The 24,389-nt window shown below is 47.3% G+C and carries 20 protein-coding genes and 1 riboswitch; of the genes, 13 read left to right on the plus strand and 7 right to left on the minus strand.

Going from position 1 to position 24,389, the window contains the following annotated elements; all coding sequences use genetic code 11:
* The first annotated feature begins 32 nt into the window (after positions 1 to 32).
* The 4 genes from N5E87_RS04560 to katB all read left to right on the plus strand — a co-directional run bounded on the left by N5E87_RS04560 (position 33) and on the right by katB (position 3,142).
* Positions 33 to 488: a hypothetical protein gene (locus N5E87_RS04560; protein ID WP_086902118.1), complete on the plus strand. Its 456-nt coding sequence runs from the start codon at positions 33 to 35 to the stop codon at positions 486 to 488.
* A 110-nt stretch (positions 489 to 598) separates the two neighbouring features.
* Complete coding sequence (locus tag N5E87_RS04565; RefSeq protein WP_086902119.1) at positions 599 to 1,036, plus strand: hotdog fold thioesterase; 438 nt, start codon at positions 599 to 601, stop codon at positions 1,034 to 1,036.
* Positions 1,037 to 1,089: 53 nt separating this feature from the next.
* Positions 1,090 to 1,335 carry a YgjV family protein gene (locus N5E87_RS04570; RefSeq protein WP_086902120.1) on the plus strand — a complete coding sequence of 82 codons (246 nt, stop codon included), beginning with the start codon at positions 1,090 to 1,092 and terminating at the stop codon, positions 1,333 to 1,335.
* A gap of 346 nt (positions 1,336 to 1,681) precedes the next feature.
* Positions 1,682 to 3,142 (plus strand): catalase KatB, encoded by a 1,461-nt coding sequence (gene katB, locus N5E87_RS04575; protein WP_086902121.1) that lies wholly within the window; start codon positions 1,682 to 1,684, stop codon positions 3,140 to 3,142.
* A 70-nt stretch (positions 3,143 to 3,212) separates the two neighbouring features.
* Here the strand turns inward: katB and N5E87_RS04580 are convergent, their stop codons facing one another.
* Positions 3,213 to 3,770 (minus strand): TMEM165/GDT1 family protein, encoded by a 558-nt coding sequence (locus tag N5E87_RS04580; RefSeq protein WP_086902122.1) that lies wholly within the window; start codon positions 3,768 to 3,770, stop codon positions 3,213 to 3,215.
* Between the two features lie 402 nt (positions 3,771 to 4,172).
* A riboswitch (cyclic di-GMP riboswitch) is annotated at positions 4,173 to 4,268 on the plus strand.
* 125 nt (positions 4,269 to 4,393) lie between these two features.
* On the opposite strand from N5E87_RS04580, the gene gbpA reads away from it, so the two are divergent.
* From gbpA to N5E87_RS04595, 3 genes are all read left to right on the plus strand, one after another.
* Complete coding sequence (gene gbpA, locus N5E87_RS04585) at positions 4,394 to 5,869, plus strand: N-acetylglucosamine-binding protein GbpA (RefSeq protein WP_279775123.1); 1,476 nt, start codon at positions 4,394 to 4,396, stop codon at positions 5,867 to 5,869.
* Positions 5,870 to 6,430: 561 nt separating this feature from the next.
* Positions 6,431 to 7,606, plus strand: a complete 1,176-nt coding sequence (locus N5E87_RS04590; protein ID WP_011625389.1) for an aromatic amino acid transport family protein — start codon at positions 6,431 to 6,433, stop codon at positions 7,604 to 7,606.
* Positions 7,607 to 7,844: 238 nt separating this feature from the next.
* Positions 7,845 to 10,001, plus strand: coding sequence for a S46 family peptidase (locus tag N5E87_RS04595; RefSeq protein ID WP_279775124.1), 2,157 nt, complete (start codon positions 7,845 to 7,847; stop codon positions 9,999 to 10,001).
* A gap of 558 nt (positions 10,002 to 10,559) precedes the next feature.
* Here N5E87_RS04595 and N5E87_RS04600 read toward each other — a convergent pair.
* Positions 10,560 to 11,393 (minus strand): hypothetical protein, encoded by an 834-nt coding sequence (locus tag N5E87_RS04600; protein ID WP_086902125.1) that lies wholly within the window; start codon positions 11,391 to 11,393, stop codon positions 10,560 to 10,562.
* A gap of 915 nt (positions 11,394 to 12,308) precedes the next feature.
* Here N5E87_RS04600 and N5E87_RS04605 point away from each other — a divergent pair.
* Positions 12,309 to 13,766 (plus strand): OmpA family protein, encoded by a 1,458-nt coding sequence (locus N5E87_RS04605; RefSeq protein ID WP_086904344.1) that lies wholly within the window; start codon positions 12,309 to 12,311, stop codon positions 13,764 to 13,766.
* 162 nt (positions 13,767 to 13,928) lie between these two features.
* Here N5E87_RS04605 and N5E87_RS04610 read toward each other — a convergent pair whose 3' ends face one another.
* From N5E87_RS04610 to N5E87_RS04620, 3 genes are all read right to left on the minus strand, one after another.
* Positions 13,929 to 14,639 (minus strand): 23S rRNA pseudouridine(2604) synthase RluF, encoded by a 711-nt coding sequence (locus N5E87_RS04610; protein WP_086904343.1) that lies wholly within the window; start codon positions 14,637 to 14,639, stop codon positions 13,929 to 13,931.
* 11 nt (positions 14,640 to 14,650) lie between these two features.
* Complete coding sequence (locus N5E87_RS04615) at positions 14,651 to 15,343, minus strand: hypothetical protein (protein ID WP_086904342.1); 693 nt, start codon at positions 15,341 to 15,343, stop codon at positions 14,651 to 14,653.
* 185 nt (positions 15,344 to 15,528) lie between these two features.
* The gene (locus N5E87_RS04620; protein ID WP_011625394.1) at positions 15,529 to 16,866 is read right to left on the minus strand and encodes a Na+/H+ antiporter NhaC family protein; all 1,338 of its coding nucleotides are present in this window, start codon (positions 16,864 to 16,866) and stop codon (positions 15,529 to 15,531) included.
* Between the two features lie 549 nt (positions 16,867 to 17,415).
* Here N5E87_RS04620 and N5E87_RS04625 point away from each other — a divergent pair.
* The 4 genes from N5E87_RS04625 to N5E87_RS04640 all read left to right on the plus strand — a co-directional run bounded on the left by N5E87_RS04625 (position 17,416) and on the right by N5E87_RS04640 (position 20,324).
* On the plus strand, positions 17,416 to 18,324 hold the full coding sequence (locus tag N5E87_RS04625; protein ID WP_011621714.1) for a DUF6662 family protein: 909 nt from the start codon (positions 17,416 to 17,418) through the stop codon (positions 18,322 to 18,324).
* Positions 18,325 to 18,403: 79 nt separating this feature from the next.
* On the plus strand, positions 18,404 to 18,955 hold the full coding sequence (locus N5E87_RS04630) for an FMN-binding protein (RefSeq protein WP_126512544.1): 552 nt from the start codon (positions 18,404 to 18,406) through the stop codon (positions 18,953 to 18,955).
* Complete coding sequence (locus N5E87_RS04635) at positions 18,955 to 19,803, plus strand: FAD:protein FMN transferase (RefSeq protein WP_086904341.1); 849 nt, start codon at positions 18,955 to 18,957, stop codon at positions 19,801 to 19,803. Before N5E87_RS04630 ends, N5E87_RS04635 begins: the two co-directional genes overlap by 1 nt.
* 53 nt (positions 19,804 to 19,856) lie before the next feature.
* Complete coding sequence (locus N5E87_RS04640; RefSeq protein ID WP_086904340.1) at positions 19,857 to 20,324, plus strand: hypothetical protein; 468 nt, start codon at positions 19,857 to 19,859, stop codon at positions 20,322 to 20,324.
* 82 nt (positions 20,325 to 20,406) lie between these two features.
* Here N5E87_RS04640 and N5E87_RS04645 read toward each other — a convergent pair whose 3' ends face one another.
* The gene (locus tag N5E87_RS04645) at positions 20,407 to 22,038 is read right to left on the minus strand and encodes a methyl-accepting chemotaxis protein (RefSeq protein WP_086904339.1); all 1,632 of its coding nucleotides are present in this window, start codon (positions 22,036 to 22,038) and stop codon (positions 20,407 to 20,409) included.
* A 142-nt stretch (positions 22,039 to 22,180) separates the two neighbouring features.
* Positions 22,181 to 23,071, minus strand: coding sequence for a DMT family transporter (locus tag N5E87_RS04650; RefSeq protein ID WP_086904338.1), 891 nt, complete (start codon positions 23,069 to 23,071; stop codon positions 22,181 to 22,183).
* Between the two features lie 207 nt (positions 23,072 to 23,278).
* On the opposite strand from N5E87_RS04650, the gene N5E87_RS04655 reads away from it, so the two are divergent.
* Positions 23,279 to 24,058 (plus strand): helix-turn-helix transcriptional regulator, encoded by a 780-nt coding sequence (locus tag N5E87_RS04655; protein ID WP_086904337.1) that lies wholly within the window; start codon positions 23,279 to 23,281, stop codon positions 24,056 to 24,058.
* Positions 24,059 to 24,389: the final 331 nt, after the last annotated feature.

Below are 24,389 nucleotides of genomic sequence, written 5' to 3' on the forward strand. Positions count from 1 at the left end.
CTTTATGTACCTTGATGACAAGGAGAGCGGACATGGCAGCAACTGACTCCGACCATGCAATCGGCGTGGCAAAAGCGCCACTGTGGTTTTATTTTGTCGCATTCATCAGTTTGTTATGGAACATCATGGGCTTATTGGCATTTGTTTTCCAAATGACCATGACGCCTGAGACCATGGCGCAGATGAGCCCAGATCAAATAAAGCTCTATGAATCGACACCCGCCTGGCTCGACTGTGTGTTTGGGTTTGCGGTGGTTTCTGGCGTTATAGGTTGTCTGTTGTTACTCATTAAAAAAGCCTTTTCTTATAAAGTGTTGCTCGCGTCTCTTGTCGCCGTATTGGTGCAAATGGGCTATGTATTTGGTATTCAGCAGGCGGCTGCGGTATTGGGTAGCGATGCCCTTATGATGCCGAGCGTGGTGATCCTGTGGGGAATGTTCTTAGTCTGGTTTAGTCGTTTTGCTGTCACAAAGCATTGGTTAACTTAGGCGTAGCGACTCCTTGCCATTATCTGGCTGTTATTAGCCAATGCTTATGTGTTGAACTTCAGTCACTTCTTAGTAAACTGCTAGCTGGTTTTCTTTACTAGGATGTTGAAATGAGTATTTGGTTTAGACCTGTCACCTTAGAGGATTGTGCCCGTTTAGATGCTGGTATGGGGGGCAAAGGCACCCTAATGCAGACTCTAGGGATTGAGATCAGCGAGATTGGCGATGACTATATGAAGGCGACTATGCCTGCCACGCCCGCCGTACATAATCCCTTAGGCATTGTCCATGGCGGCGCGAACGTGGCACTGGCCGAAACTGTGGCCAGCTATGCTGCAAACTTTGCGGTGGATTTCGAGCAATATTATTGTGTTGGACAAGAGATTAACGCCAACCATTTACGCGCTTCGCGTAATGGCTTACTGACCGCGACGGCTAAAGCGGTTCATTTGGGGAAACGCAGTTCGGTGTGGGAAATCTTAATCCATAATAGTGCAGGGGAGTTGACCTGTATTTCACGGATGACGGCGGCGGTAGTACAACGCTAAGAAGGCTCAACCAACCTGTTTTAGTTGTATCAATCGATAAATAAGGACGTGATATGGATAGTGCAATGATGTGGGAATGGGTTGGTTATTTGGCGTCTGTGGTGGTGGCCATCTCTTTGATGATGTCTAACATCAAAAAGTTACGCTGGTGGAACTTGTTGGGGTCGGCATTGTTCGTTGCCTATGGGGTTGCGATACAAGCTTATCCGGTGGCGGCGGTTAACTTTTTTATCGTGTTAATCGATGCTTATTACTTGGTCGTTATCTATCGCGAGCAGGCGAGCTCTGTCAATGAGTAATATGTAGCACTTTGAATCAATTGAAGTATTTTTTAAGTTTGCCTTAAGCTCGAGTTCTCATTTTTGCCAAGTCGGTTTGCGTTGCGGCTGGCATACTCTTTATTCTGTTGCTGGCTATTTCATCACATACGGGGAGTGAACTTTACTCCCTGAATGATCTAAGCACTCTTCGTTAATCTGAAATGTAGATTGTTTGAATCTATATTAATCGTTTTATTGAATTCGTATCTTTGCCTATTCTAACTCCATCGACAACACGTCGCCCTGCCAAGGAGAGAAGCCATGGCCACTATTTACGATTTAATTGAATCTTGGGTTAACACCAATCAAGAATGAGGAGCAAGATATGAGTCAACAGTATTTAACAAGCCAAAGCGGTTCTCCAATTGCTGACGATCAAAACTCATTGTCAGCGGGTGAGCGTGGTCCCTTACTACTGCAAGATTGGCATTTAATTGAAAAACTTGCCCACTTTAACCGTGAGCGTATTCCTGAGCGTGTTGTGCATGCGAAAGGGACTGGCGTATACGGTACTTTCACCCTGACTAAAGACTTAAGCGAATACACCATCGCCGATCACTTTAACGGTGTGGGTCAGCAAACTGAGACCTTCGTGCGCTTCTCTACCGTGGGCGGTGAAATGGGTTCTGCCGATGCCGAGCGCGATCCCCGTGGTTTTGGTCTGCGCTTCTATACCGCCCGTGGTAACCACGATATCGTGGGTAACAACACGCCGACTTTCTTCCTGCGTGACGGTATTAAGTTCCCAGACTTTATCCATACCCAAAAGCGTAACCCATTGACGAATTTGAAAGATCCACAAGCTATGTGGGACTTCTGGTCATTAAACCCTGAAGCCATGCATCAAGTGACGATTCTGATGTCTGACCGTGGTATTCCGGCAAACTACCGCCAAATGCATGGTTATGGTTCGCATACTTTCTCGTTTTGGAATGCTAAAGGTGAGCGTTTTTGGGTGAAGTTCCACTTCAAATCGCAGCAAGGCGTGGTGAACTTAACCAACGAGCAAGCCGATAAGTTAAAGGGTATCGACCCTGACTCATCCCAGCGCGATATGGTGGTAGCTGTGACCGACGGTAACTTCCCTCGTTGGACGGTGAACGTACAGATTATGCCTGAGGCCGATGCCAACACTTACCATATCAACCCATTCGATTTAACTAAGGTGTGGCCACATGGCGATTACCCGTTAATTGAAATTGGTGTGTTAGAGTTGAATCGTTTACCGCAAAACTACTTTGCCGAAGTCGAGCAAGTGGCATTAGCACCGAGCAACTTAGTACCAGGTGTGGGCGCATCGCCCGACAAGATGTTGCAGGCGCGTTTATTCGCCTATGCCGATGCGCAGCGTTACCGAATTGGGGCGAACTACAACCAGTTACCGGTAAACTGCCCACATGCGACTAAAGCTAACCATCACCAACGTGCGGGTGCCATGGCGGGAACACAATGCCCGTACCACGGTAGTCAAACCGGTGGCGATGCCGCGGCTAACTATGGTCCAAACAGCACTGCGGGTGCTTTAGTTGAACCGGCAAACTTTGCCGAGCCACCACTGCGTTTAGATGGCGAAGCGGCGCGTTACAGCCGTTACAATCAGGATGATTACACTCAGGCGGGTAACTTGTATCGCATCTTCAGCGAAGCCGAGAAAGCACGCTTAGTGGAAACGATTTCTGGCTCACTGCGTCAGGCAAGTGTAGAGGTACAGCAACGTATGCTGGCACATTTCCACAAAGCCGATGCCGATTACGGTCAACGTATCCAAACGGCTCTCGGGTTATAAGTTAATTCGTTAACCCCATAAAAAAGGCCAGTGTTATCACTGGCCTTTTTGTCTATCTTCATTTTATCAATCAGTTAACCATTAAGGTTGCCACGCCGAGCAGGGCAAACAAAATTGCACATCCCCTGTGGATCCACTTCATTGGTAATTTTTCGGCACTAAAATGTCCCGCAATAACCACTGGGACGTTCGCCAGCAACATACCCAAAGTAGTACCTGCAACCACCATGGCTAAGGCATCGTATTTAGCGGCTAAAACGACAGTTGCGATTTGGGTTTTGTCGCCCATTTCGGCGATAAAGAACAGAATAAAGGTCGCAACAAAGGGTCCCATCTTATAGAAACGGCTCTCTTCGGCGTCCACTTTATCGGGGATCAGTACCCAGAGTGCAATCGCAAAGAAGGAGGCGGCAACCAAGTAGCGTGCTATATCTGGGCTCACCCAGTTAATCGCCCATTGGCCAAGCCAGGCGGCGGCAAAATGGTTAAACAGAGTCGAGAGTAAAATACCCATGATAATCGCGGTTTTATTTTTAAATCTTGCAGCGAGTAATAGGGCAAGCAGTTGAGTTTTATCGCCAATCTCGGCGATGGCAACCGTAAAGGTTGAGGCGAGTAACGCTTCCAAGTGTGATCCTTTTAGGGGTGGTGTTTGACATAAGCACAATAGACCGTCCACCCCTAGGTGCGGTTACTGTGCTCAGGTCTTGCAGGACAAATCGATGATTTGCTGTGAACACCATGGCATGCGGCCAAGTATGTTGATGTTCACCCTGAATATCGATGGCTCGAAATCCAGTTAGCTACTCCCCCGAAGCGAGGAGGGCATTATACCCAAGTGAAACAGGGTTTCAAGATTAAACTCATCGAGTCAGAGGGCAAATAATCTGACAGGCGCCAATAAAATACCGCCTTGCGTTTTGTAAGATGTTGAATTGTAATAATTTAAATTTTGACAACGCTGTCTTTTGTTGTTAGGTTAGCCGGGTCTCAATGTTTAAGTTACATACTGTTAACTTCAATGGAGCTCCACCGTATTTGGCAAACTAATTGAAAAATTAGGACGCAAAGCCTCCGGTCTAAGGTTGTAAAGGGATGTTGAAACTAAGATAGCGGGGTTGCCTCAGAATTGAGCTGATGCTTTCAATTCTTTGAAAAATAAACGGCTTTGCTTAATGCTGTTTTGCCTAAATACCACTTTTATACCTATGCCAATCTCGTCGAGAAAGGCACCCTACGGAGTACAATAAAGTGGCACATCTAACTGCTTTTACATCAATCACAAATGCTAACCGTAAACACCCACAACTGGCTCGTTTAAGCCTAATTGCCTTGGCCTTAAGCGCTACGAGTGCGCTCGTGAGCCAAACGGCGTCGGCCCACGGTTATGTGGTTTCACCAGAATCACGCTCATACGCCTGTAAAACTGGCAGCAATTTAAACTGCGGCGCCGTTCAGTGGGAACCACAAAGTGTTGAAGGCCCATCAGGTTTTCCAGAGTCAGGCCCTGCCGACGGCAAAATTGCCAGTGCAGCCAACGCGGCGTTTTCTCCCTTGGATGAACAGAGCCCAAGTCGTTGGTCTAAGCATGACATTAAGTCGGGTTGGAATGACTTTAGCTGGCAGTTCACCGCTAACCATGTGACCCGCAATTGGCGTTACTATTTAACTCGTCAAGGCTGGGATCAAAACCAAGCGTTGAGCCGTGCAAGCTTTGACTTAGCTCCCTTCTGTGTGGTCGACGGTGGCATGGTTCAGCCGCCTAAGTTAGTGACACATAACTGTTATGTGCCTGAAGACAGAAGCGGTTATCACGTGATTTTGGCCGTGTGGGAAGTCGGTGATACCACGAACAGTTTCTATAATGCCATCGATGTGAACTTTAGCTCAGATGTTGTGGTGCCGGGCGAGTGGACCGATATTGGCGATATCAATCCGTCACTCGATCTTAAGGCGGGTGATAAGGTGATGACGCGGGTGTTTGATGCTAATGGCGAGCAAACTGCCAAGCAAACTCAGATAACCATTGCCGACACCACTCAAGGCGCCAAGCAAAACTGGCCATTCCTGTTAGCCAGTGCCATTAATGCCCAGCAGCCACAACTTAAGGCGGGGCAGAAGAATGCCTCTGGGGTGATCTCGCCCGTTTACGGTAAAAATGAGATTTATGCCGCGCCTAATTCGGGCCTAGAGCGAGTGGAAGTGAGCTTTGATATTGCGCCTGCGCCGGGTAATCAGCTCGATGTCACGTCACTGGCCGATGATTACACCATTGTCGATGGTGCCGCAAAGGTCAGTTTCGATGTCAGCACTAATGCGGATATGCAGGTCTCAGCTTATCTGTTTAGCCACGATGGCACGGCAGCTGGTTATGTCACGCAAGCGGTCAATAACACCAACGCGAGTCTAGTGCTTGATGTCGTCGCGCCAAAGGCAGGCCATTATCATTTACAAGTGAAGGGCGAGCCTAAGCAAGGTGAGGTTATCCAGCAAAACTTCGATCTGTTCTTAAAAGATCAAGCCATAGCGCCGGATGCCGATTTTGTCTTCCCCGAGGGCATTAAAAACTATGTGGCGGGTACTAAAGTGCTGCAACCTAAAACTGGCAAGGTCTATCAATGTAAACCTTGGCCTTACAGTGGTTATTGCATGCAATGGTCGCCCACTGCAACTGGGTTTGAACCGGGTGTCGGCGGCTCTTGGAATATGGCTTGGACTGAGCTGTAATCGGTTAACAGGGGAATAAGCGGATTGTGAGTCGCGTTAATTCGCTTTAGCGCAATCCCGTATCTCCGTTAGCGAATCGCTAAACTCATTGATAAACCCTGCAATGCCACAGGTGTTGCAGGGTTTATTGTTTTGGTAACAGATCCGCCTCGATTTTTTATCTTTTACTCACATTTCCCCTTCGGATAGCCAAAGCGGCGTCATCTTTGTCTATAACTGGCTTGCCCGCTGGGGTTGGCTCTGTTAATGTCCAGAGCTATCTTCTTTTACGCGCGATGTCGCTGCTTTGCTAAGGCAATCACGGTTGAAATTAATGTCACTTTTCTGCAAACGATTTAGTTAGCCTCAATGGCGACTGGGTTGAAATATTCAAAAGCTATTGGGGCCAATTGATCTGCTCTTTGAGATCGGATTGGATGCTTTAAGTTTAGTGACGCTTTTCGTTTGAGATTGCTGTTGGCTTAATCACAGAGTGCGCAAGGCTTTATCCTTCAAATCTACTCAAAAAACCTTAAAAAATAATAATTAATACTTGAACAGGATAATTGTGTGAATTCAAAAATGTTAGGCTCGATAGCCATTGTCGCAGGGACCGCCATTGGCGCGGGAATGTTAGCCTTACCCTTAGCCACGGCCGCCTTAGGCATGGTGCCAGCCATTTTGTTAATGGTGGTGATTTGGGGCTTGTCAGCCTATACCTCATTGTTAATGCTTGAGATTAACCTGCGCTCAGGCGTCGGTGATAACGTCCACGCCATCACGGGCAAACTCCTCGGCAAAAAAGGCCAAATGGTGCAAGGCGCCTCCTTTCTCAGCTTACTCTTTGCCTTAACGGCGGCGTATTTGACAGGCGGCTCATCGCTGTTAGTGCTTAAAGCCAAAAATATGTTCGACCTCGTGTTAGATAACCAACTGGCGGTCGTGCTGTTTACCTTAGTGCTGGGGGGATTTGCGGCCTTAGGGGTGGCTTGGGTCGATAAAGCCTCGCGTTTCTTGTTTTCGCTGATGATTTTATTACTGATTGTGGTCGTGCTGTTTTTATTACCCGAAGTCAGTATCTCGAGTATGGCAACCAGTGCCGTGGCCGAGTCCATGACCAGCAGTTGGATGGCGGCGATTCCTGTGGTGTTTACTTCTTTTGGTTTCCACGTGTGTATCGCCACCTTAGTACGTTATTTGGATGGCGATGCCGTGTCGCTGCGCAAGGTATTATTAATCGGTTCAACCATTCCGCTCGCGTGTTATATCTTCTGGTTATTGGTGACCTTAGGCACAGTGGGTGGCACCGAAATCAGCAGCTTTAATGGCTCTTTACCTGCGCTTATCAGTGCATTACAAGAGATTGCCCACACGCCTTGGATCAGCAAATGTATTTCGCTGTTTGCGGATTTAGCCTTAATCACCTCTTTCCTTGGGGTCACCTTAAGTCTGTATGATTTTGTGGCCGAACTGACCCGCGCGAAGAAGACTTTCCTCGGCCGCGCCCAAACCTGGCTGTTAACCTTTGTGCCGCCGCTGTTGTGTGCGCTCTATGTCCCCGAAGGTTTTGTTGCGGTATTAGGGTTTGCGGCCGTGCCGCTGGTGGTGATGATTATCTTCCTGCCGATCGTGATGGCACTGCGTCAGCGCCAAGCCACGCCGCAGGGATACCAAGTGTCCGGCGGCACATTTGCCCTCGGGATTGCGGGTCTGCTAGGCGCGGTGATTATCGGCGCTCAGTTATTTGTCGCGCTGTAAGTTAAAGCCGTTTAGCGTACTGAAACGGCAGAGTTAAACCGATAAATATGATGAATGTATTTGCTTTGTAAGCGAATTTTTCTAACTCTGTTATAGAGTGCGTGCGATATGCTAAAGTCAGGCCCAGTGCCTGACTTTTTGCTTTTTAGCGTTAACCAAAGTGGCATGTAATCCCAATAAATATAAGAAATGGCCTCGCAAGCGCTCGGCTTTCTTCACCTAAAACGGACTTAAGATAATGAAAAAATGGTTACTCTCAGTTGCCGTGGCGGCGAGTTTTGCCTCCCATGCCGATGAAGGTATGTGGCAGCCACACCAATTGCCCGCAATGGCCGATGAACTCAAAGCGAAAGGCTTAGAGATTGATGCGAAATCGATTTCCAAACTGACCGAATTCCCCATGAATGCTGTGATCAGCCTAGGTGGCTGTACAGCATCTTTTGTTTCGCCAAAAGGCTTAGTGGTGACAAACCATCACTGTGCCTATGGTTCGATTCAATATAACTCGACTGCAGAGAAAAACCTGTTGCAGGACGGTTTCTTAGCTAAAACCTTTGCCGATGAATTACCCGCTGCGCCCGGTTCTCGCGTTTATGTCACCGAAGAGGTGACCAATGTGACTGAGCGCGTCAACGCTGGGCTTGAAAACAAAGCGGGCCGTGAGTTTTATCAAGGCGTCGAGAACCAAGAAAAAGCTCTCGTTGCCGAGTGTGAAAAGGATGAAGGCTACCGCTGCCAAGTGTATAGCTTCCACGGCGGCTTAGAATATTATCTGGTAAAACAGTTAGAAATCCGCGACGTACGTTTAGTTTATAACCCCGCGGGCAGTGTTGGTAAATACGGCGGCGATGTCGATAACTGGATGTGGCCGCGTCACACGGGCGACTTTTCCTTCTACCGCGCCTATGTGTCTAAAACCGGTAAACCCGCCGAATTTAGCGCCGACAACGTGCCGTACGAGCCAAAGAGTTTCTTAAAAGTCTCGGCCAAAGGTGTGAGCGAAGGGGATTTTGTGATGGTGGCGGGTTATCCCGGCCGCACTAACAGATACCGCACCGCGAACGAAGTGCAAAATCAGTTCGAATGGGCTTACCCAGAAGGCAAGATGCTGCGCGAACGTTTTATTGAAATCATCAAAGAAACGGCGCCAGAAGGCAGTGACGAGCGCATTAAGTACGAAAGCCAAATCGCTGGCTTAGCGAACTACGCTAAAAACTTCACTTCGATGATCGAGTTTTATGGCAAATCCACCATGTTAGCTGACCGCAAGGCCCGTGAAGCCGAGCTCGCCGCATGGATTGCTAAAGACAGCAGCCGCGAAGCCAAATACGGTAAAACCTTAAGCGACTTAGACGCGCTGATCGCCAAAAGCAAAGCCCATCAAGAACGGGATATGATCTTAAGCTACATTGGCAACACCACTATGGTGCCAACGGCGACCAATCTGTACCGTTTAGCCCATGAAAAGCAATTGCCTGATATGCAGCGCGAACCTGGCTTCCAAGACCGCGATATGACACGTTTCAAGGCGAGCATGGAACGTATTGACCGCCGTTATGCGCCAAGTGTCGATAAGGCCGTTCTCTTGGATATGCTTAAACGTTATGCCGCGTTACCCGAGGCGCAGCGCTTACCAGCAATGGATAAAGCCTTTGGTATCGATAAAAAGGTTAACGAAGCTAAACTTTCGAAAACCTTAGACAAAATGTACGCCAAAACCGAGCTGGGCAACAAAGATGTGCGTTTAGCTTGGATGGAAAAATCCGTTGATGACTTCAAAGCCTCAAAGGATCCTTTTATTCAATTCGCCGTGGCCTTGTATGACACTAACATGAGCGAAGAGAAGAAAGAGAAAGAGTTAGATGGCGAGCTAATGAAAGTACGTCCGCAATATATGGATGCCATCATTGCCTATAACCGTGAGCAAGGTAAGCCTGTGTACGCCGATGCGAACTCTAGCCTGCGCGTGACCGTTGGCCATGTTAAAGGTTATGAACCTAAAGATGGTTTAGTGGCTAAGCCCTTTACTCGCCTCGAAGGCATAGTGCAAAAAGACACTGGCGTTGACCCATTCGATGCGCCGAAAAAGCAGTTAGACCTTATCAAGCAGAAGCAATATGGCGATTTCTATGTGAAAGCCATCGATTCTGTACCAGTAAACTTCCTGTCGACCTTAGACACAACCGGCGGTAACTCAGGCTCTCCAACCTTAAACGGCCGCGCCGAATTAGTGGGTTTACTGTTCGATGGCGTGTATGAAAGCATCATCGGTGACTGGGCGTACGACGACAATATCAACCGCTCAATCCAAGTCGATAGCCGTTATATGCTGTGGGTAATGAAGTATTTAGATCATGCCGACAACCTGTTAGCCGAGATGGAAATCGTTAAGTAATCCATCGCCGCATCAGCAATGGTGCGGCCTATAGTGGTCGGATTATCAGCATTTAAGCGTGATATAAGACTGCAATAGCAACACATCAAAATAGCGATAAACTAAGTAAGTTTATCGCTATTTTTTTGTGCAATGACTACTGATAGCTGTTGAGATAGCAGTATTGCTAGGCGAGCCATGGTATTCGCTCACTGACACGGTGAATAGAAACCTAGGGTTTCTAAGCTTATGAACGAGAGCCATGGATGGCGAACTGGCCGTTAAACAGGGATGTTGTTCAAGTCCATCCGTGGATGCTCGACCGCCCCATCTGATGTGAATGGATTCACGAATGCCGCGATGGCATGGATGCCAAAGAGCGGCCTTGGGGCGGACGGTCGTCTCGCTAATTACCATGGCTCACCCTTTTAGCATCGGTGTAGCTTGCAGGTTTTAAAGAAACACACAGCATGCTTTGGGACATTTTCGAGTTAAAGCTTTAACTCTAACGCGTCTGTTTCGGAAAAAATTTCTATGGGTTAACGCCGCATTCAGCGGCTTGTCCGCTGCAATGCTTTGTTATGCAAGGATTTCACGTTCGGCACGATGCACTCTTTCCATTAGTCGTCTGAAATGCATGTGCTCGCTCTCACTTCTACAGGTATGCATTAGTTCGTCAACTTCACGCATTAAGAGGTGATATCGATCCATTCTTTCTTCTATCGGTAGTCTCTTGGAGCTAACAAGCTTGTCAAGATTCGCAGATAACCGTTGATATTCAATAGCAGCAATCGATTCACCTTTAGGGCTTTTTTGGCTTTCAAAAATAGACATTTCCATCATTTGTCGCATATTGCGTAGTTCAGCTTGCATTACCTCCAATGCGAGACCCTCTTTGCCATTTTCCAAATCTGGAATTTTAGCAGGTGAATTAAGTGCTAAAAGTTTAACTATAGAGTTAACGTTAGAAGAGTCACCTTCAGCTAATGCTGTTGCCTCAATAGATGATTTTAGCTTTTGCTGTATTGCAAGGACTTCGTGATATTTCATTTCTTGAGAGTATTCAAGATAACGAAGTGGAGCGATATCAAATATTTTGGGAGTATCTTTTTCCTGTATCAAAACAACAGGCTTGTCGAAAGCCTGCCTTATTCCAAGCTCAAAAAGAACATTTGGATTTCGGCTTGACAGATCGCAAATTGCAATAGGAGCTTCAATTAATTTCTTTAAGATATCGAGGTGAATTAGGTTTGTTTCTTTAACCTCGTCCGCTCGAACAGGGTTGTAACCGGCCATTTCACAAGATGGCCGAATTATATTTTCATAAACATGGCCAAAATGTCCTTTTGGATAGCCTTCCTGATCTGCAATTGGCATGATCACAAAGCAATCTTTTTCTTCTTTTTTAGCCATTGGCTACTCCATTAGTCGGTGAATTGCATAACATTTGATTAGTGCGCATGCGCGTTTACCTTGTTAGACCAGTGAAAACGCGCACGGTTAACTATCTGTATGTAAAGAACTTATCAGCTTTCTGCCAAATACACCATCTGGAAAAACGCGCATGCGCGTTTTCCAAACCTATTAACTAAAATTCAGTTACTATATTCACCTGATTTTATAGAGTTTTATTTATTGCGGATGGAATTAGTGCGCACTGATTTTGTCTCAAAATCATACCAAAACACCTAAATTTAAATACGACTGTATACCCATACATTGTTAGCCGATTTCTGGTAAGGCCAAACATAGGCAAATAGATAAGAATATATATGGCAGCAGGTATGGGAATTTTCGATTGAGCTAACGAGCCGAAACACGGAATGGGGCAAAAAGCTTTTAGCCAGATGAACAGTTCAATGGTCGTTAAGATTGCCACTGTTACAACAGTGACCGTTGGCGGCATGGATGCCGCCGTCGAGCCTATAGGGATATATTCACGGCGTGTCACTGGGGAAACAGTGGCAATGCATATAACGCAATATCCGATTCGACTGTCTTGTTTGGGGGCAAAAAGCTTTTAGCCAGATGAACAGTTCAATGGTCGTTAAAATTGCCATTGTTGCAATAGTGACCGTTGGTCGCATGGCTGCTCTTTCACATTCATATGAACATGGTATCTCTACTTCTGTGTGCTATTTAAAGATGGGGCTTCTATATTTTTCTTTATTTCTTCGCAGTATTTCCCGTATTTCCTTTTCAATAAAAAGTATTACTTTTATGCCGTTTAATACCTAGGTAAAAAATTTTATCGTATTATCCCGTCACTATTTTTATCTATTTAATTGCTTCGCGAGAGCTAGATTCCCCCACAGAAAAGGATTTTTTATGGGACATAAGACGTTATTGAGTGCTGTACTTTTGACTTCGACCTGCGGTGTCGCCTCTTTTGCGGTGAATGCTGAATCGCTGTTTACTCCCTTTCCTGACGCCAAATCGCCTGAAGAAAAGCGCATCCACTTTACGCCCTTTGAACTTATCACCGCAATGGATGGCGGCAAGTTCACTCTGTTGCCTGTATCGGGCAAATTGACTCGACAAAGCGTTGAGTTGCCCGAGGGGTATAGTCCTGAACATGTGATCAATAACTATTTGGCACAGCTAAAAAAACTGAATGCTGAAGTGCTATTTAGCTGTCAGGCCGCCAGCTGCGGTGATGGTCAAGCGATGCAAACTCAGCTAAAGCCGCTTAAGAGCGTGAATGCTGACTATCACAGTGCTTACGTGGCGGCAAAACTGAAAGGTTCTCGCGGTGAGGTTTACGCCAGTATCTATGTCGTCAATCGCGAGGATAGATATACCTATCTGCAAGTCGATATCCTTGATTCTATTCCTGAGCCGCTAGATTTGATCCAAGCCAATGGTGACTTTTTACAGCAGGCGCCGAAGCAAATTGAGATTAAAGATAGGCGTAGTGACGATGCTCAAGGCGCGACCGACCATCCTTTATTGGGGCGCATGCCCGGCAGTTATATTACCAGTTACAAACAAACTAACTTTACCCAAGTGCCTGTATTAGTGGGGATCTCTGGCGCCGATTATCAAACCAAATCGCTGGATGCCAAGCTTACCCAAATAAGTTATCAGATGCCTGAAAGCTATTCGTTGTTTGAAATCAACAGCAATTATGCCGCAGCTGCACAAAAACTGCAGGCTGAGCGGGTATTCCATTGTAAAGGCACGGCCTGCGGCGACGATGATAACCTGATCAATGCCATCAAATTAATCAAGGACGATAGAGAAGACGAATGGCAGGAGTATCAGCTGTTTAAGCTGAGCCACGCCAAGGGCGATGTTTACTTCGATATCTATTCCCAAGGATATTTTGATGGCACACCAGCCGATACTACGCTTAGGGTAATGGAGCTCTCTACTCTGAAGGATGATCGTGTGGCGATTAATCTCGATGCCCTGACCGATGCGATTAGCCAAACAGGCAAGGCAACATTAGAGGGATTGTTGTTTGATTATGATAGTGAGCGTTTGTTACCTGAGTCCAAGCCAGTGCTCGAGGTCCTCGCGAGTTATCTTAAGCAGAATCCGACGCTGAGTTTTTATGTAGTTGGACATACCGATGACAAGGGCGAGCGGAGTTACAATCAAAGCCTGTCGGAGCGCCGCGCCGCAGCAGTGATTAAGCAGTTGAGTGACGAGTTTAAAATTCCGTCGGTCCAATTAACCGCCCACGGTAACGGGGAATACAGCCCTGTGGCCAGTAACACTAATGACGCCGGACAAAAGTTGAATCGCAGAGTGGAGTTAGTGCTTCGTTCCGATAAAAAGTAGCTCAAGGTCATCAGCTTGAAAGGCTATCTTCGTTCCATCTAAAACGCCTGAGATGACTCAGGCGTTTTTATCTTCATTGGTGTTTATTGGAAGATATTGTTCGCGCAGGCATTTGCCTCAAATTGTGGTTAGCTGCTTGGGGCATTCGCCATTTGTCTTCCACTAAATTGCCACAGCGGCTTTAAGCGCTGTAACTTCCTCAGGGCTGAGTGGTCGCATTTCGCCTTCGGCTAAGGAGCCTAGCGTTAATGTCATTAACTCGACGCGTTGTAAGTCAATCACCTTATAACCTAAGGCGTTGGACATGCGCCGAATTTGGCGATTTAACCCTTGGGTAAGCACAATTTCAAAACTCACATCACTTAACCGCGTGACTTGGCAGGGGAGTGTGCGCACCTCTTTATATTGCACGCCGCAGGCCATTTGTTCGATAAAGGCATCGTTGAAGGGTCTATCGAGTTGCACATGATAGGTTTTACTGTGGGCAAAACTAGGGTGCATCAGTTTATGGGTGAGTTCGCCATCATTGGTGAGCAGCAATAAGCCACGGGAATCCTTATCTAATCTGCCAACAGGGTAGAGTCTTGGCGTGGTTGGCAGTAAATGCAGCAAACTGTCCTTATCGGCGTCTAACAACCGGCAATCTGTGCCCACGGCTTTATTGAAGAGCCAATAGCTGAGTGCTTCGGTGCCCGAAATGGGCTTATCGTCTAAGCTGAGGCTATCAAGGCATAGGCCGTCAGCATCGAAATACACGGCATCGGTATGCTGAGCAATTTTGCCATTGAGGCTGATACGTCCGGCCTCAATTAAGCGGCAGGCTTCGCGGCGTGAACTAATGCCGCATTGGGCAAGGTATTTGGCGAGACGCATAAATGACTAAGCTAAAACGGGTGATGGACTTGGGCGCGATAATACAGGATTTTGGATAAACGGCGCATGGCAAATGCAAGGCTGATGCACCAAATAATATTTAGGTTTGTTTGCAGCCACATATTGGCGGCGACAAAACAGAAGTGAATGTTTGTCTCGCAGGGCGGGAAATCTAGCTGGCTCCAGTCCAGTTGTAAGCTCAGACAAACGGCACTGATAAAGCTTAATAAGCTTAAGTAAAACAAAGGTCTTGGGCAGATCAGTTTAGGCATGATTCCCGCAATAATCACCAAGGCATGCAGGGTTAGCGTGCTTAACAGATAGCTAGTGGAAACCAGTCTGTGCATGGTTAAAAAGTTAATCGGAAAAATCCCCATCAAAATCACTGAGGTGCCAACCCAGGCGCCGGTGAGCGCAATATATTGACTAAAGCTGTCGAGTTTAAGTAAGTAGAGCCCAGCCATAGAGATCAACATACAAATCCCTGCGGCTAATAATCCGAGGTTAAACACATAGGCGAGGGGCGAGTTGATATAGTCACCAAGAAAATCGGCACGCATAAACAGGGCAGATGTGCCGACGACTTGATATTCGGCGTAGAGCGCGATGATAACCCCTGTGGCACTTAGCAGCGCCGCGCCCACAATCAACCATGTGATCAGGCGATGTAAGTCGTAAAAGCTGGGTTCATGCTGCGGATTCATATTGTGATGGATGCATTTTGGGGTGAATGAGTATGGCGTAAATTAAGGTTAATACCGCGCAAATAACCCGCTGTAACTTGCCTTAATCCTAAACTGATGGCAAGTCTTGAGCTAATTTGAACCTTAGGCAGATAAAAACAAAGGGAGCGAATGGCTCCCTTTGTGTTATCGACAGTCGAATAAGATTAGTGGCGCTTACGGAAAATCACAATCGCAATCGCGACAGCCGCTAGGATCATGCAGTACCAAGCGTGGGATACGGCCGCCAGCGGTGTGATGCTAAAGGTTGAAGCAATCAGCAGTGCTTGGGCGCCATAGGGAATTAACCCTTGGATAATACAGGCAAAAATATCGAGTACACTGGCCGCGCGTTTAGGGCTAACACCGTGTTTTTCAGCCAGATCTTTAGCAATATCCCCCGTCACAACGATAGATACTGTGTTGTTGGCAACGCAGCTGTTGGTGACGGCTACAATCCCTGCCATGCCTAATTCAGCCGCGCGGCATGAGGCTTCGCCTTGAGCTTTTGAGAAACGGGTGATGAGCTTTTCAATCTGCTTGCTTACAAAGGCTAGACCACCTTGTTGCTGCATCAGTGCGGCTAAACCACCGACTAACATCGACAGGATGAAGATTTCCTGCATATTGCTAAAGCCTGCGTAGATATCCTTACCAAATTGGATAACGCCATAGTCCATGGTCAGGAATCCCGCTGCGCCCGCCAGCAGAATGCCTAAGGTCAAGACGACGAACACGTTTAACCCTGCGACCGCTAATACCAGAATTGTCAGGTAAGGAATCACCTTAATAAAGTCAATTTCTTGAGCGGCTAGATCGGCTTGGCCTTGGCCTGCAATCACAAAAGCGATAAAGGTCAACAGTGAAGCCGGGATAGCAAAAATCAGGTTCTCGCGGAATTTATCTTTCATATCACAGCCTTGAGTTCGAGTGGCCGCAATAGTGGTATCCGAAATAATCGAGAGGTTATCGCCAAACAGTGCGCCAGACATCACGGCGCCCGCCATCAGGGCATAATCTATTTGTGCCTGATCGGCAACGCCTAAGGCGATAGGTGCCACGGCGGCAATAGTGCCCATTGAGGTACCCATTGCGGTGGCAATAAAGGCGGCAATCACAAAAAAGCCGGGCAGTAACAGGTTTGAAGGAATAAGTGATAAACCTAAGGCGACAGTCGCATCGACACCGCCGGTGGCTTTCGCGACCGCAGCAAAACCGCCAGCCAGCAAGTAAATCAAACACATAGCAATAATATTGCTATGGCCAATACCGCCGATAAAGGTATCAATCGCTTGATTGAGTTTTTGTTTTGATAATACCAAGGCCAGAATAATGGCTGGCAGAATGGCAATCACACTCGGTAATTGATAGAAGGCAAAGTCCACACCTTGGCTTTGGAAATAGACGCCTGCGCCAATAAACAGACTTAGAAAAACGAATAAGGGTAACAGGGCAATAAAGGATGCCGGGCTACTCGGTGCAGTGGTTTGGGCTGATTGACTCAATGTAATTTCTCTTTTACTCGGCGGGTTGTCCGCGTGATCCTTGGCAGTCTAACTCGCTTAAAATCTATGCCGCTTTGGCATCATATCCTAGCAACTTGGTGCCAAGCATATTGGATTGCCATTTTACTGTCAATCTAGACGTCTAGATGTTTTTACTTCCGTTGTGATCTGTTCGTTAAAAAGAGGTTTAAATCGTGGTTTTTACTCAGTTTAGACCTTATTTATCAGTTGGTTAATTACCGCTATTTTGTTGTCACCACGCAAAGAATGAACCCTGTATTTGTGTGAGTAGGGTGGCCGTGAGCCGATTCAAGGCTGTGGTGAGTATAGTCATTGAGCAGAAATGCGCGATGACCTGAGCAGATTGAATCTGCATAGCAAAAAAATATTAATTGAATATTAATTTGTAACATCATGTTTTAAATGAAATATCCTTATTATTTGGTACTTTATCTGATAAAACACTAATGATAATGATTTGCGTTGTTTTTGTTGCTCTACTAGAATCGCCTCCAAATTATGTTAATAACTCTTTGGAACTTTGTTTAAATGCGCACATCTTCTCGTCATCGCCTGAGTGTCGTCGCTGCCTCTGTGCTAACACTCGGTATCTGCCACACAGCCACTGCGGGTGAAGATTTATTTGGTTATGTCAAAGGCGCTGAGGCTATGCCTAAAGAAGCCATTGAACTCTATCAAAAAGTGACGTTGCGTAACGACAAAGGCCAAGGTACTTACCGTGGTATTAATTACGAAACTGAGCTGGAATACGGTGTGACCGACAAGTTTGCGGTATCGGGTTCGGCTAAGTTTATGTCTCTAGATACCAGCGGCTTAATCATCGATGGTTATCTGCCGAAAGAGAAAAACATTGGTTTTGCCACCTCTGGCGCTGAAGTCGGCTTAAGCTACATGTTTTTAAGCCCTGCCAAGGATGATATTGGTCTGTCTATGACCGCCTCGTTAGACTATGACTGGATTGATGTGCACTCTGGTCAAGACAAAGACACCCTGTCGCTCGATTTAGGCTTACAGACTCAAAAGTACATGCTCGAAGGCGAGTTAATTTGGGTTGGCAACCTTGGCATGGAATCGACCTATGCCGACCGCGCACCAATTGCCAATTTGCCTGAAGACTTTGACTGGTCAACCGATCCTGAGATGGAACTGGAGCTGAAAATGGGCACTGGCCTGAGCTACCGTTTCGCCCCTAACTGGTTTATCAGTGCCGAAGTGTTATTCGAAACCGAATTTGAGACTGAGATTGGTCAAGAGCGTTGGTCATTCTTCGCCGGCCCTTCATTGCACTATGGTAGCGCCGATTGGTGGGCGACCCTCACTTGGTTACCTCAGTTAAGTGGTGGCGGTGAGCAGTACGAAGGTCAAAAGGACACCAGTCTGCATCTGATTGAAAAAACAGAACAAGAAGTCAGATTAAAAGTGGCATTTAACTTCTAATTTGTATTTTACTCATAGGCAGGGCAGAGTGGCTCTGCCTGCGATGAATCAAGCTTTTGCTTTAACACTAGGTATTGAAATGGCGCATACATATCTGAATAGCTTGTGGTTTATGCCAATAGTCATAGTTGCCGCCCCTGCATTTTCTGCGGATTATTTAACAGTGGCCCAAGCGCAGGCGTTGATTTTTGATAAGGCAGCGGTATTTAGTGAGCGTCCAACCTTACTGAGCTCCGATGCGAAAGATCAGATCAAAGATTTATCGGGCGTTCGCCAACGCCAAGATCAGCAACCTATCTGGAAAGTTGAAAAGGACGGTCAGTTTCTCGGTTGGTTTGTGGTGGATGATGTTGTCGGTAAACATGAGTATATTACCTACGCCATCGGCATTAGTCCGCAGGGCGAAGTGCTCGGGTTAGAGGTGCTCAGTTACCGTGAAACCCACGGCGGCCAAGTGCGTGAAGCGAGTTGGCGCGATCAGTTCCACGGTAAAACCCTCAAAGATCCCTTTAAACTCGATGAGGATGTCAGCAATATTAGCGGTGCCACATTAAGTTGCCGTAATTTACTCGATGGCGTAAAACGGTTACTTGTTATCCATCAACTCTTTTTGTCGCAGTCAGTCGCATAGTGATACGTAGAGCCAAACCCTTACTCGGCACCTTAGTCGAAATTGCCGCTGAGTCCGTTGCCGAGCACAACGCTCATCCTTCACTGGATGAGTCTGCCCTTCAAGCCGCTATAACAGCGGCTTTTTCGCGTGTGGCCCATATTGGCCGCTTACTCAGTTTTCACCAGCAGGATAGTGAGCTGAATTTACTGAATCGCCAGCCGGGGCAGTGGATATCCTTAAGTCCTGATAGCCTGAGGGTGTTGAAGCTCGCCAAGTGGTTTGGCAGGGCTAGTGACAACCTCTTCAACTGCACTGTGGGCGGCGAGATGATGTCCCGCGGCGCCTTGCCTGCTTATCTCGGAATGCCGCTGCTGTTGCAGGGGGATTGGCGAGATATTGAAATCCAGGCGGATAAAGCAAGGTTAGCTCGCCCACTAATTTTGACCTTAGATGGCATAGCTAAAGGTTATGCGGTCGATATGGCGGTCACTGAATTGCGACGGGCCGGCGTGTGCGGCGGCTGGGTGAATGCGGGTGGTGATTTAAAAGTGTTTGGTAGCGCTTCATTAAATGTGCTGTGCCGTGGTCCGAACGGATTGAGTCAAAAGATCAACGTCAGTAATACCGCCCTTGCCAGTTCGCGGGTTTCCCAGCATTTAAGCCATGATTACCCCGCGTTATTGTTACCGACGGGCAATTTAGACGAGCAGCAGTGTGCCAGCGACAAAGAAAAGGTTGTGAGTGTGCGCGCACCGTTTGCCTGGCGCGCCGACGCATTAACCAAGGTAGCGGGCTACCTTGACGATGCCACCGCCGCCGCAAAAATTCAGCAGTTGGGTGGCGATTTAGTCAACTTCGCGCCCTAAGATTTGTCGATAACGCTTTCATCACTCTTTAGTATTTTTGACGATATATAAAAATGAAAAAATTAAGTGGTTATCCCAATTGGTTTTTCTGGTTGATCATCCTTGCCATCACAGTAACAGGCCTTACGGGCTTATTTATGTTGCCTTGGGTGATGGAGTTTAAGCTGCAGTGGGATGTAGATTTTGGCCTGAGCGGGGATCTGCGCTTACCCGCAGTTGTGATGCATGTGCTGCTAGGCTGGTTGATGCTCATGTTGCTCGGCGCACTGTGGCATAGCCATATTCGTGCTGGTTGGCGTAAAAAGCTTAATCATAAGAGTGGATTAGTGATGTCACTCAGTCTATTGGCATTAGCGTTAACGGGTGTTGGCTTGTATTACTTAAGCTCTGAATCGGCGCAGTTGGCCGCGAGTTTATTACACACCTTTTTAGGGCTGTTACTCTGTGGCGGCTTTGGTTGGCATTATTGGCACGGCCGGCAAATTCGGCAGCAATCTTTAACGCGCCAACGTATCCTCTAATCAATAAAAAGAGTGCCTAGGCACTCTTTTTATTGGTCTTTGAGTAACGCTAAGTCTGGTACATCTGGGCGCGTTACTCTCCTTAAGCGACTTTAAAGCGTGACACTTCTTTTTGCAGATTGCTGCAAATGGTTTGGGTGTTGACGACGATTTGCTGAGTCTCTTGGATAACAGTATTGCAGTAGCGGGTTTTGTCAGACAGCTCGGTCAAGTTACGATTGATTTCTTCGGTCACATGGGTTTGCTCTTCGGTGGCCGTGGCGGTTTGTGTCGACATCTCACTGACCTTAGAGGTGGAGTTCAGGATCTCATCTAAAGCATCCTGTGTCTGGCTGGCGAGGGTCACGGTCGAGTTCGTGAGGCTGGCGCCCGACTCAATGCTCTTCACCGCATCATTTACGCCCCGTTGTAACTCTTCAATCATTCGCTGAATATCTTGGGTCGAGGTTTCGGTGCGGCTCGCCAGTGTACGCACTTCATCGGCAACCACCGCAAAGCCCCGTCCTTGCTCACCCGCACGGGCCGCTTCAATGGCGGCGTTGAGGGCGAGTAGGTTAGTTTGCTCTGCAATCGAGCGGATAACATCCAATACGGAGGCGATATTGGCGGAATTGACTGAGAGTTTTTCGATAACCGCTACGGCTTGTTTCACCGACTCTGACAGTTGCTGAATATGGTTGACCGACTGAGTCAGAATGTTCTTACCTTCAATGGTTTGGTCGTTGACCTTAGTAATTTCGGTGGCGGTATGCAGGGCGTTGCTGGCGACCTCTCGCACCGCGGCACTCATCTCATTCACCGCCGTGACTATGGTATCGACAAACTGTTCCTGCTCGTAACTGATGCCTATGGTGGTGGTTGATTTTGTCGCGAGGTTTTCAACGGTTTGGCTGACATCTTTGGTTTGGCTGATAATCGCGATAACCATTTGCTGCAGTTGGGCAACGAACAAGTTAAAGGCATTGGCCAGCTCACCAATTTCATCTTGGCGGGTGATGGGGATACGCTGGGTTAAGTTTCCGTCGCCATCGACAATATCCTTGATCCTATCGGTAATATCACGAATAGCATTGACTATGATTTTGGGGCCAAAGTAGGCAATCACTAGGGCAACTATGGCGACTAAGGTGGCTATAGTGACCGAAACTTGGGTTTGCGTGGTGGCCTGCTCTGAGGCCTGTAAATCGAGTTCTTTAACGCGGTTATCGGCGGCTTCACCGGCGGCGTTGTAGATACTCCTCAGGGCCTTAAACTCTTTTTTAGATTTGTTTTCATGGAGTTGTCTTGCCTGTTCGAGGTCATTGTTTTTCACCGCATTGATCACTTCCGATGAGGCTTGATACCAGAGCGAAAACTGCGCTTCAAAACCGCTGGTGGACTTTATCACCTCTAAATGGTCTTGCAGATAATTTTTAAATTCCCCCATGCGGTCGCGCGCTTGGTCGACGTTTTCCTGCCAATTGTCTATCTCACTCTTACGGTTCTCGCTGCTGAGTTCGGGTCGAAGCAAAATTTCCTCACTCAGTTGGGCCTGATAGAGATCGCGGTCGGCGTTGAGAATGGCCGAAATTGCCGGATTAAATCGTTGGCTAAATTCCTGCATTTGCTTAAGGGTGGTGCGGTTTTGCATCGCATCCGTCACGGCCATCACAATTAAGGCTGTCGCCATAATGGCAAACATCAGCGAAAACTTTACTCTAATGCTATTAAACATGGGACTCTCCATAACTCTCTGACAAAACGACTTATTAAATAGCTTAGTCGCTATTTGGTTGTTTGCAGCAGTCGGCGAAAAGTCTGTATTTGAAGCGATGATAAAAAACGCCCCAAGGTTTTGGGGCGTTGAGTAGAGCAATTTATTCGGTACAAGCGATGGGGGCTATGGGTTTCATCTTAGGTTTTACCTGCACTAACATTACCCCAATGATGACCATAGCGCCGCCTAAATAGTGATAAACGGCTAAGGTTTCATTCAAAATGATCGCTGCCAAAATAGCCGCGAGGATTGGCAGCAAATTGAAGAAAATGCTGGTACGCTCGGCACCTAACTTGCTGATGCCATTAATCCAAGCCCAAGGTGCAATGAGTGAAGCCCCAAGAGCGGCATAGAGTATTAACGGTGCGGCTTGGCTGCTAATGGCGACACTGGGCGCGCTAAACAGCAGTGGTGTTAACATCAACACCGCAATAAGCCCTTGAATATACACTGACTCCCACGTCGATATCGGCAATTGCCAGCGTTTAAGCAATACTCCATAAAGCGCGTAGACAAAGGCGCTGATGAGTAACAGTAAATCCCCTTGGGTCACGCCGATGGCAAGATTGGCCATATCGCCGTGGCTTAACATAAACACTAAGCCCAAGAGCGAAATCACAGTGCCACCAAAGACTAAGGGGGTCAGCTTTTGTTTAAGCAGTGGTACGGCTAAAAACAAGCTCACCATTGGCACCAGCGAGTTGATTAGGGCCATATTGGTCGCGGTTGTTGTTGCCGCCGCAAAATAAGCAAGGCTCTGGTTTAATACCATGCCTAAGGCGGCTAAGGTGGCGAGTTTGGGCAGTAATGGTGCAATCGTTTTACGCTTGCGCCAGACGGGTTTTAGCATAAATGGGGTTAACACTAGCATGGCAAAAAACCAGCGATAAAAGGCTATCGCTTCGGGGGCGATTATCCCAAAAGAGAGTTTGTTAACAATGGCATTGCCCGCCCAAATCACGACGGCGAGCAGGGGAAATAAATACAGCATAGATTAGTCTTAATTGGCGTGAAGACGGGGTTAGCCGAAAGGGCATAAACCCGATGTCATAGGTTGGCTGCTATTATCTCTGGTCTTTTATGATATAAATATCGCCTAAAAGACAATGTCAGTTCGTCGGCGGACAATCCTTTTTCGGCTAAAGCCCCTGTTTGCGCCCCGAATCGACTCGCAATTATGGAGTACAGTGGAGTACTGATGCGCCCCGTTTACCATCCGCTCAGGGCGGAACAAGCACCTGTTGCCGATATTTTCTTTAACTATGAAGCTTTTCTCCCTAATACCATCACTCCAAAACACAGCCACGTTTGGGGGCAATTGCAGCTGATCAGCGGCGGTATTATGGAGCTGCATGCCGCTGGGCAGCGATTTTTATCGCCATCCCAATATGCGATTTGGGTGCCGGCGGGGATTGAACATGAGAGCTTTACTCGCCGCAGTATCCATTATTGCTCGATGAATATAGTGGCAAATCGTGCGGGTGTTTTTCCAGATGAGACCTGTCTGTTGGCGGTCACCCCCATAGCACAGGCGATAGTGAACGATCTAAGGGAGCGGCAAGTCCGAGTGGCCGAGAGCGAAGCGGATAAACGTCTGGTTGAGGTGTTAATCGACCAATTGATTTTAGGTCAGGCACAGCCGCAATTTTTACCCTCGAGTCGCGATAAATTATTACAGCCCATTTTGCAGCAACTCGAACTCGACCCCGCCAGCCAAAAGAGCCTTAAGACCTGGGCGAGTGAGCTGCATACCACAGAGCGCACTTTGGCTCGACGTTGCCAAGACAGCCTTGGGATGAGTTTTACCGAGCTGCGACAGCGGCATAAGTTTATTTATTCGTTACAGCTATTACGTGAAGGATTGGCAATCAAGGAAGTGGCGCTGACCTTGGGCTATAACCAAACCTCACCTTATATAGTGATGTTTAAAAAATATGCCCAATATTCGCCTGAGCAATACCGCCGTCAACTGGGATAAAAAAGAGGGCGCGGTAGTCACCACGCCCTCTTACAAATAAAGAGAGGATTTAAGGGATTTTTTACACAGGGATTAATCGGAGTTTTTCTGTCGATTCCGTTTATCCTGACGTTTCTCTTTTAAGGTTTTCATCGGCGGTTTTTTCGCTTTTTCTTTACTCATGACAAATACTCCTAACTGAACTTAAACTCAGCAAAGTGATACTCAGTAAAGTGAAACTTCATAAAATGAGACTATCGAGTGTAGCGCCGCATTCCCATCGATAGTTTATTCAACTCTATCCGTCGATAAAGTTGAATGGAAAAAAGTCGATGACCCATAATTTACTTTC

Origin of the sequence: Shewanella sp. GD03713, assembly GCF_029843705.1 — a bacterium.
In the GTDB taxonomy this organism is placed as follows: domain Bacteria; phylum Pseudomonadota; class Gammaproteobacteria; order Enterobacterales; family Shewanellaceae; genus Shewanella.

Bases quoted from the DNA above. Each gene is read 5' to 3' on its own strand.
- N5E87_RS04560 (WP_086902118.1), top strand. From the start codon at position 33: ATGGCAGCAACTGACTCCGACCATGCAATCGGCGTGGCAAAAGCGCCA.
- N5E87_RS04565 (WP_086902119.1), top strand. From the start codon at position 599: ATGAGTATTTGGTTTAGACCTGTCACCTTAGAGGATTGTGCCCGTTTA.
- N5E87_RS04570 (WP_086902120.1), top strand. From the start codon at position 1,090: ATGGATAGTGCAATGATGTGGGAATGGGTTGGTTATTTGGCGTCTGTG.
- katB (WP_086902121.1), top strand. From the start codon at position 1,682: ATGAGTCAACAGTATTTAACAAGCCAAAGCGGTTCTCCAATTGCTGAC.
- N5E87_RS04590 (WP_011625389.1), top strand. From the start codon at position 6,431: ATGTTAGGCTCGATAGCCATTGTCGCAGGGACCGCCATTGGCGCGGGA.
- N5E87_RS04595 (WP_279775124.1), top strand. From the start codon at position 7,845: ATGAAAAAATGGTTACTCTCAGTTGCCGTGGCGGCGAGTTTTGCCTCC.
- N5E87_RS04600 (WP_086902125.1), bottom strand. From the start codon at position 11,393: ATGGCTAAAAAAGAAGAAAAAGATTGCTTTGTGATCATGCCAATTGCA.
- N5E87_RS04605 (WP_086904344.1), top strand. From the start codon at position 12,309: ATGGGACATAAGACGTTATTGAGTGCTGTACTTTTGACTTCGACCTGC.
- N5E87_RS04610 (WP_086904343.1), bottom strand. From the start codon at position 14,639: ATGCGTCTCGCCAAATACCTTGCCCAATGCGGCATTAGTTCACGCCGC.
- N5E87_RS04615 (WP_086904342.1), bottom strand. From the start codon at position 15,343: ATGAATCCGCAGCATGAACCCAGCTTTTACGACTTACATCGCCTGATC.
- N5E87_RS04625 (WP_011621714.1), top strand. From the start codon at position 17,416: ATGCGCACATCTTCTCGTCATCGCCTGAGTGTCGTCGCTGCCTCTGTG.
- N5E87_RS04630 (WP_126512544.1), top strand. From the start codon at position 18,404: ATGGCGCATACATATCTGAATAGCTTGTGGTTTATGCCAATAGTCATA.
- N5E87_RS04640 (WP_086904340.1), top strand. From the start codon at position 19,857: ATGAAAAAATTAAGTGGTTATCCCAATTGGTTTTTCTGGTTGATCATC.
- N5E87_RS04645 (WP_086904339.1), bottom strand. From the start codon at position 22,038: ATGTTTAATAGCATTAGAGTAAAGTTTTCGCTGATGTTTGCCATTATG.
- N5E87_RS04650 (WP_086904338.1), bottom strand. From the start codon at position 23,071: ATGCTGTATTTATTTCCCCTGCTCGCCGTCGTGATTTGGGCGGGCAAT.
- N5E87_RS04655 (WP_086904337.1), top strand. From the start codon at position 23,279: ATGCGCCCCGTTTACCATCCGCTCAGGGCGGAACAAGCACCTGTTGCC.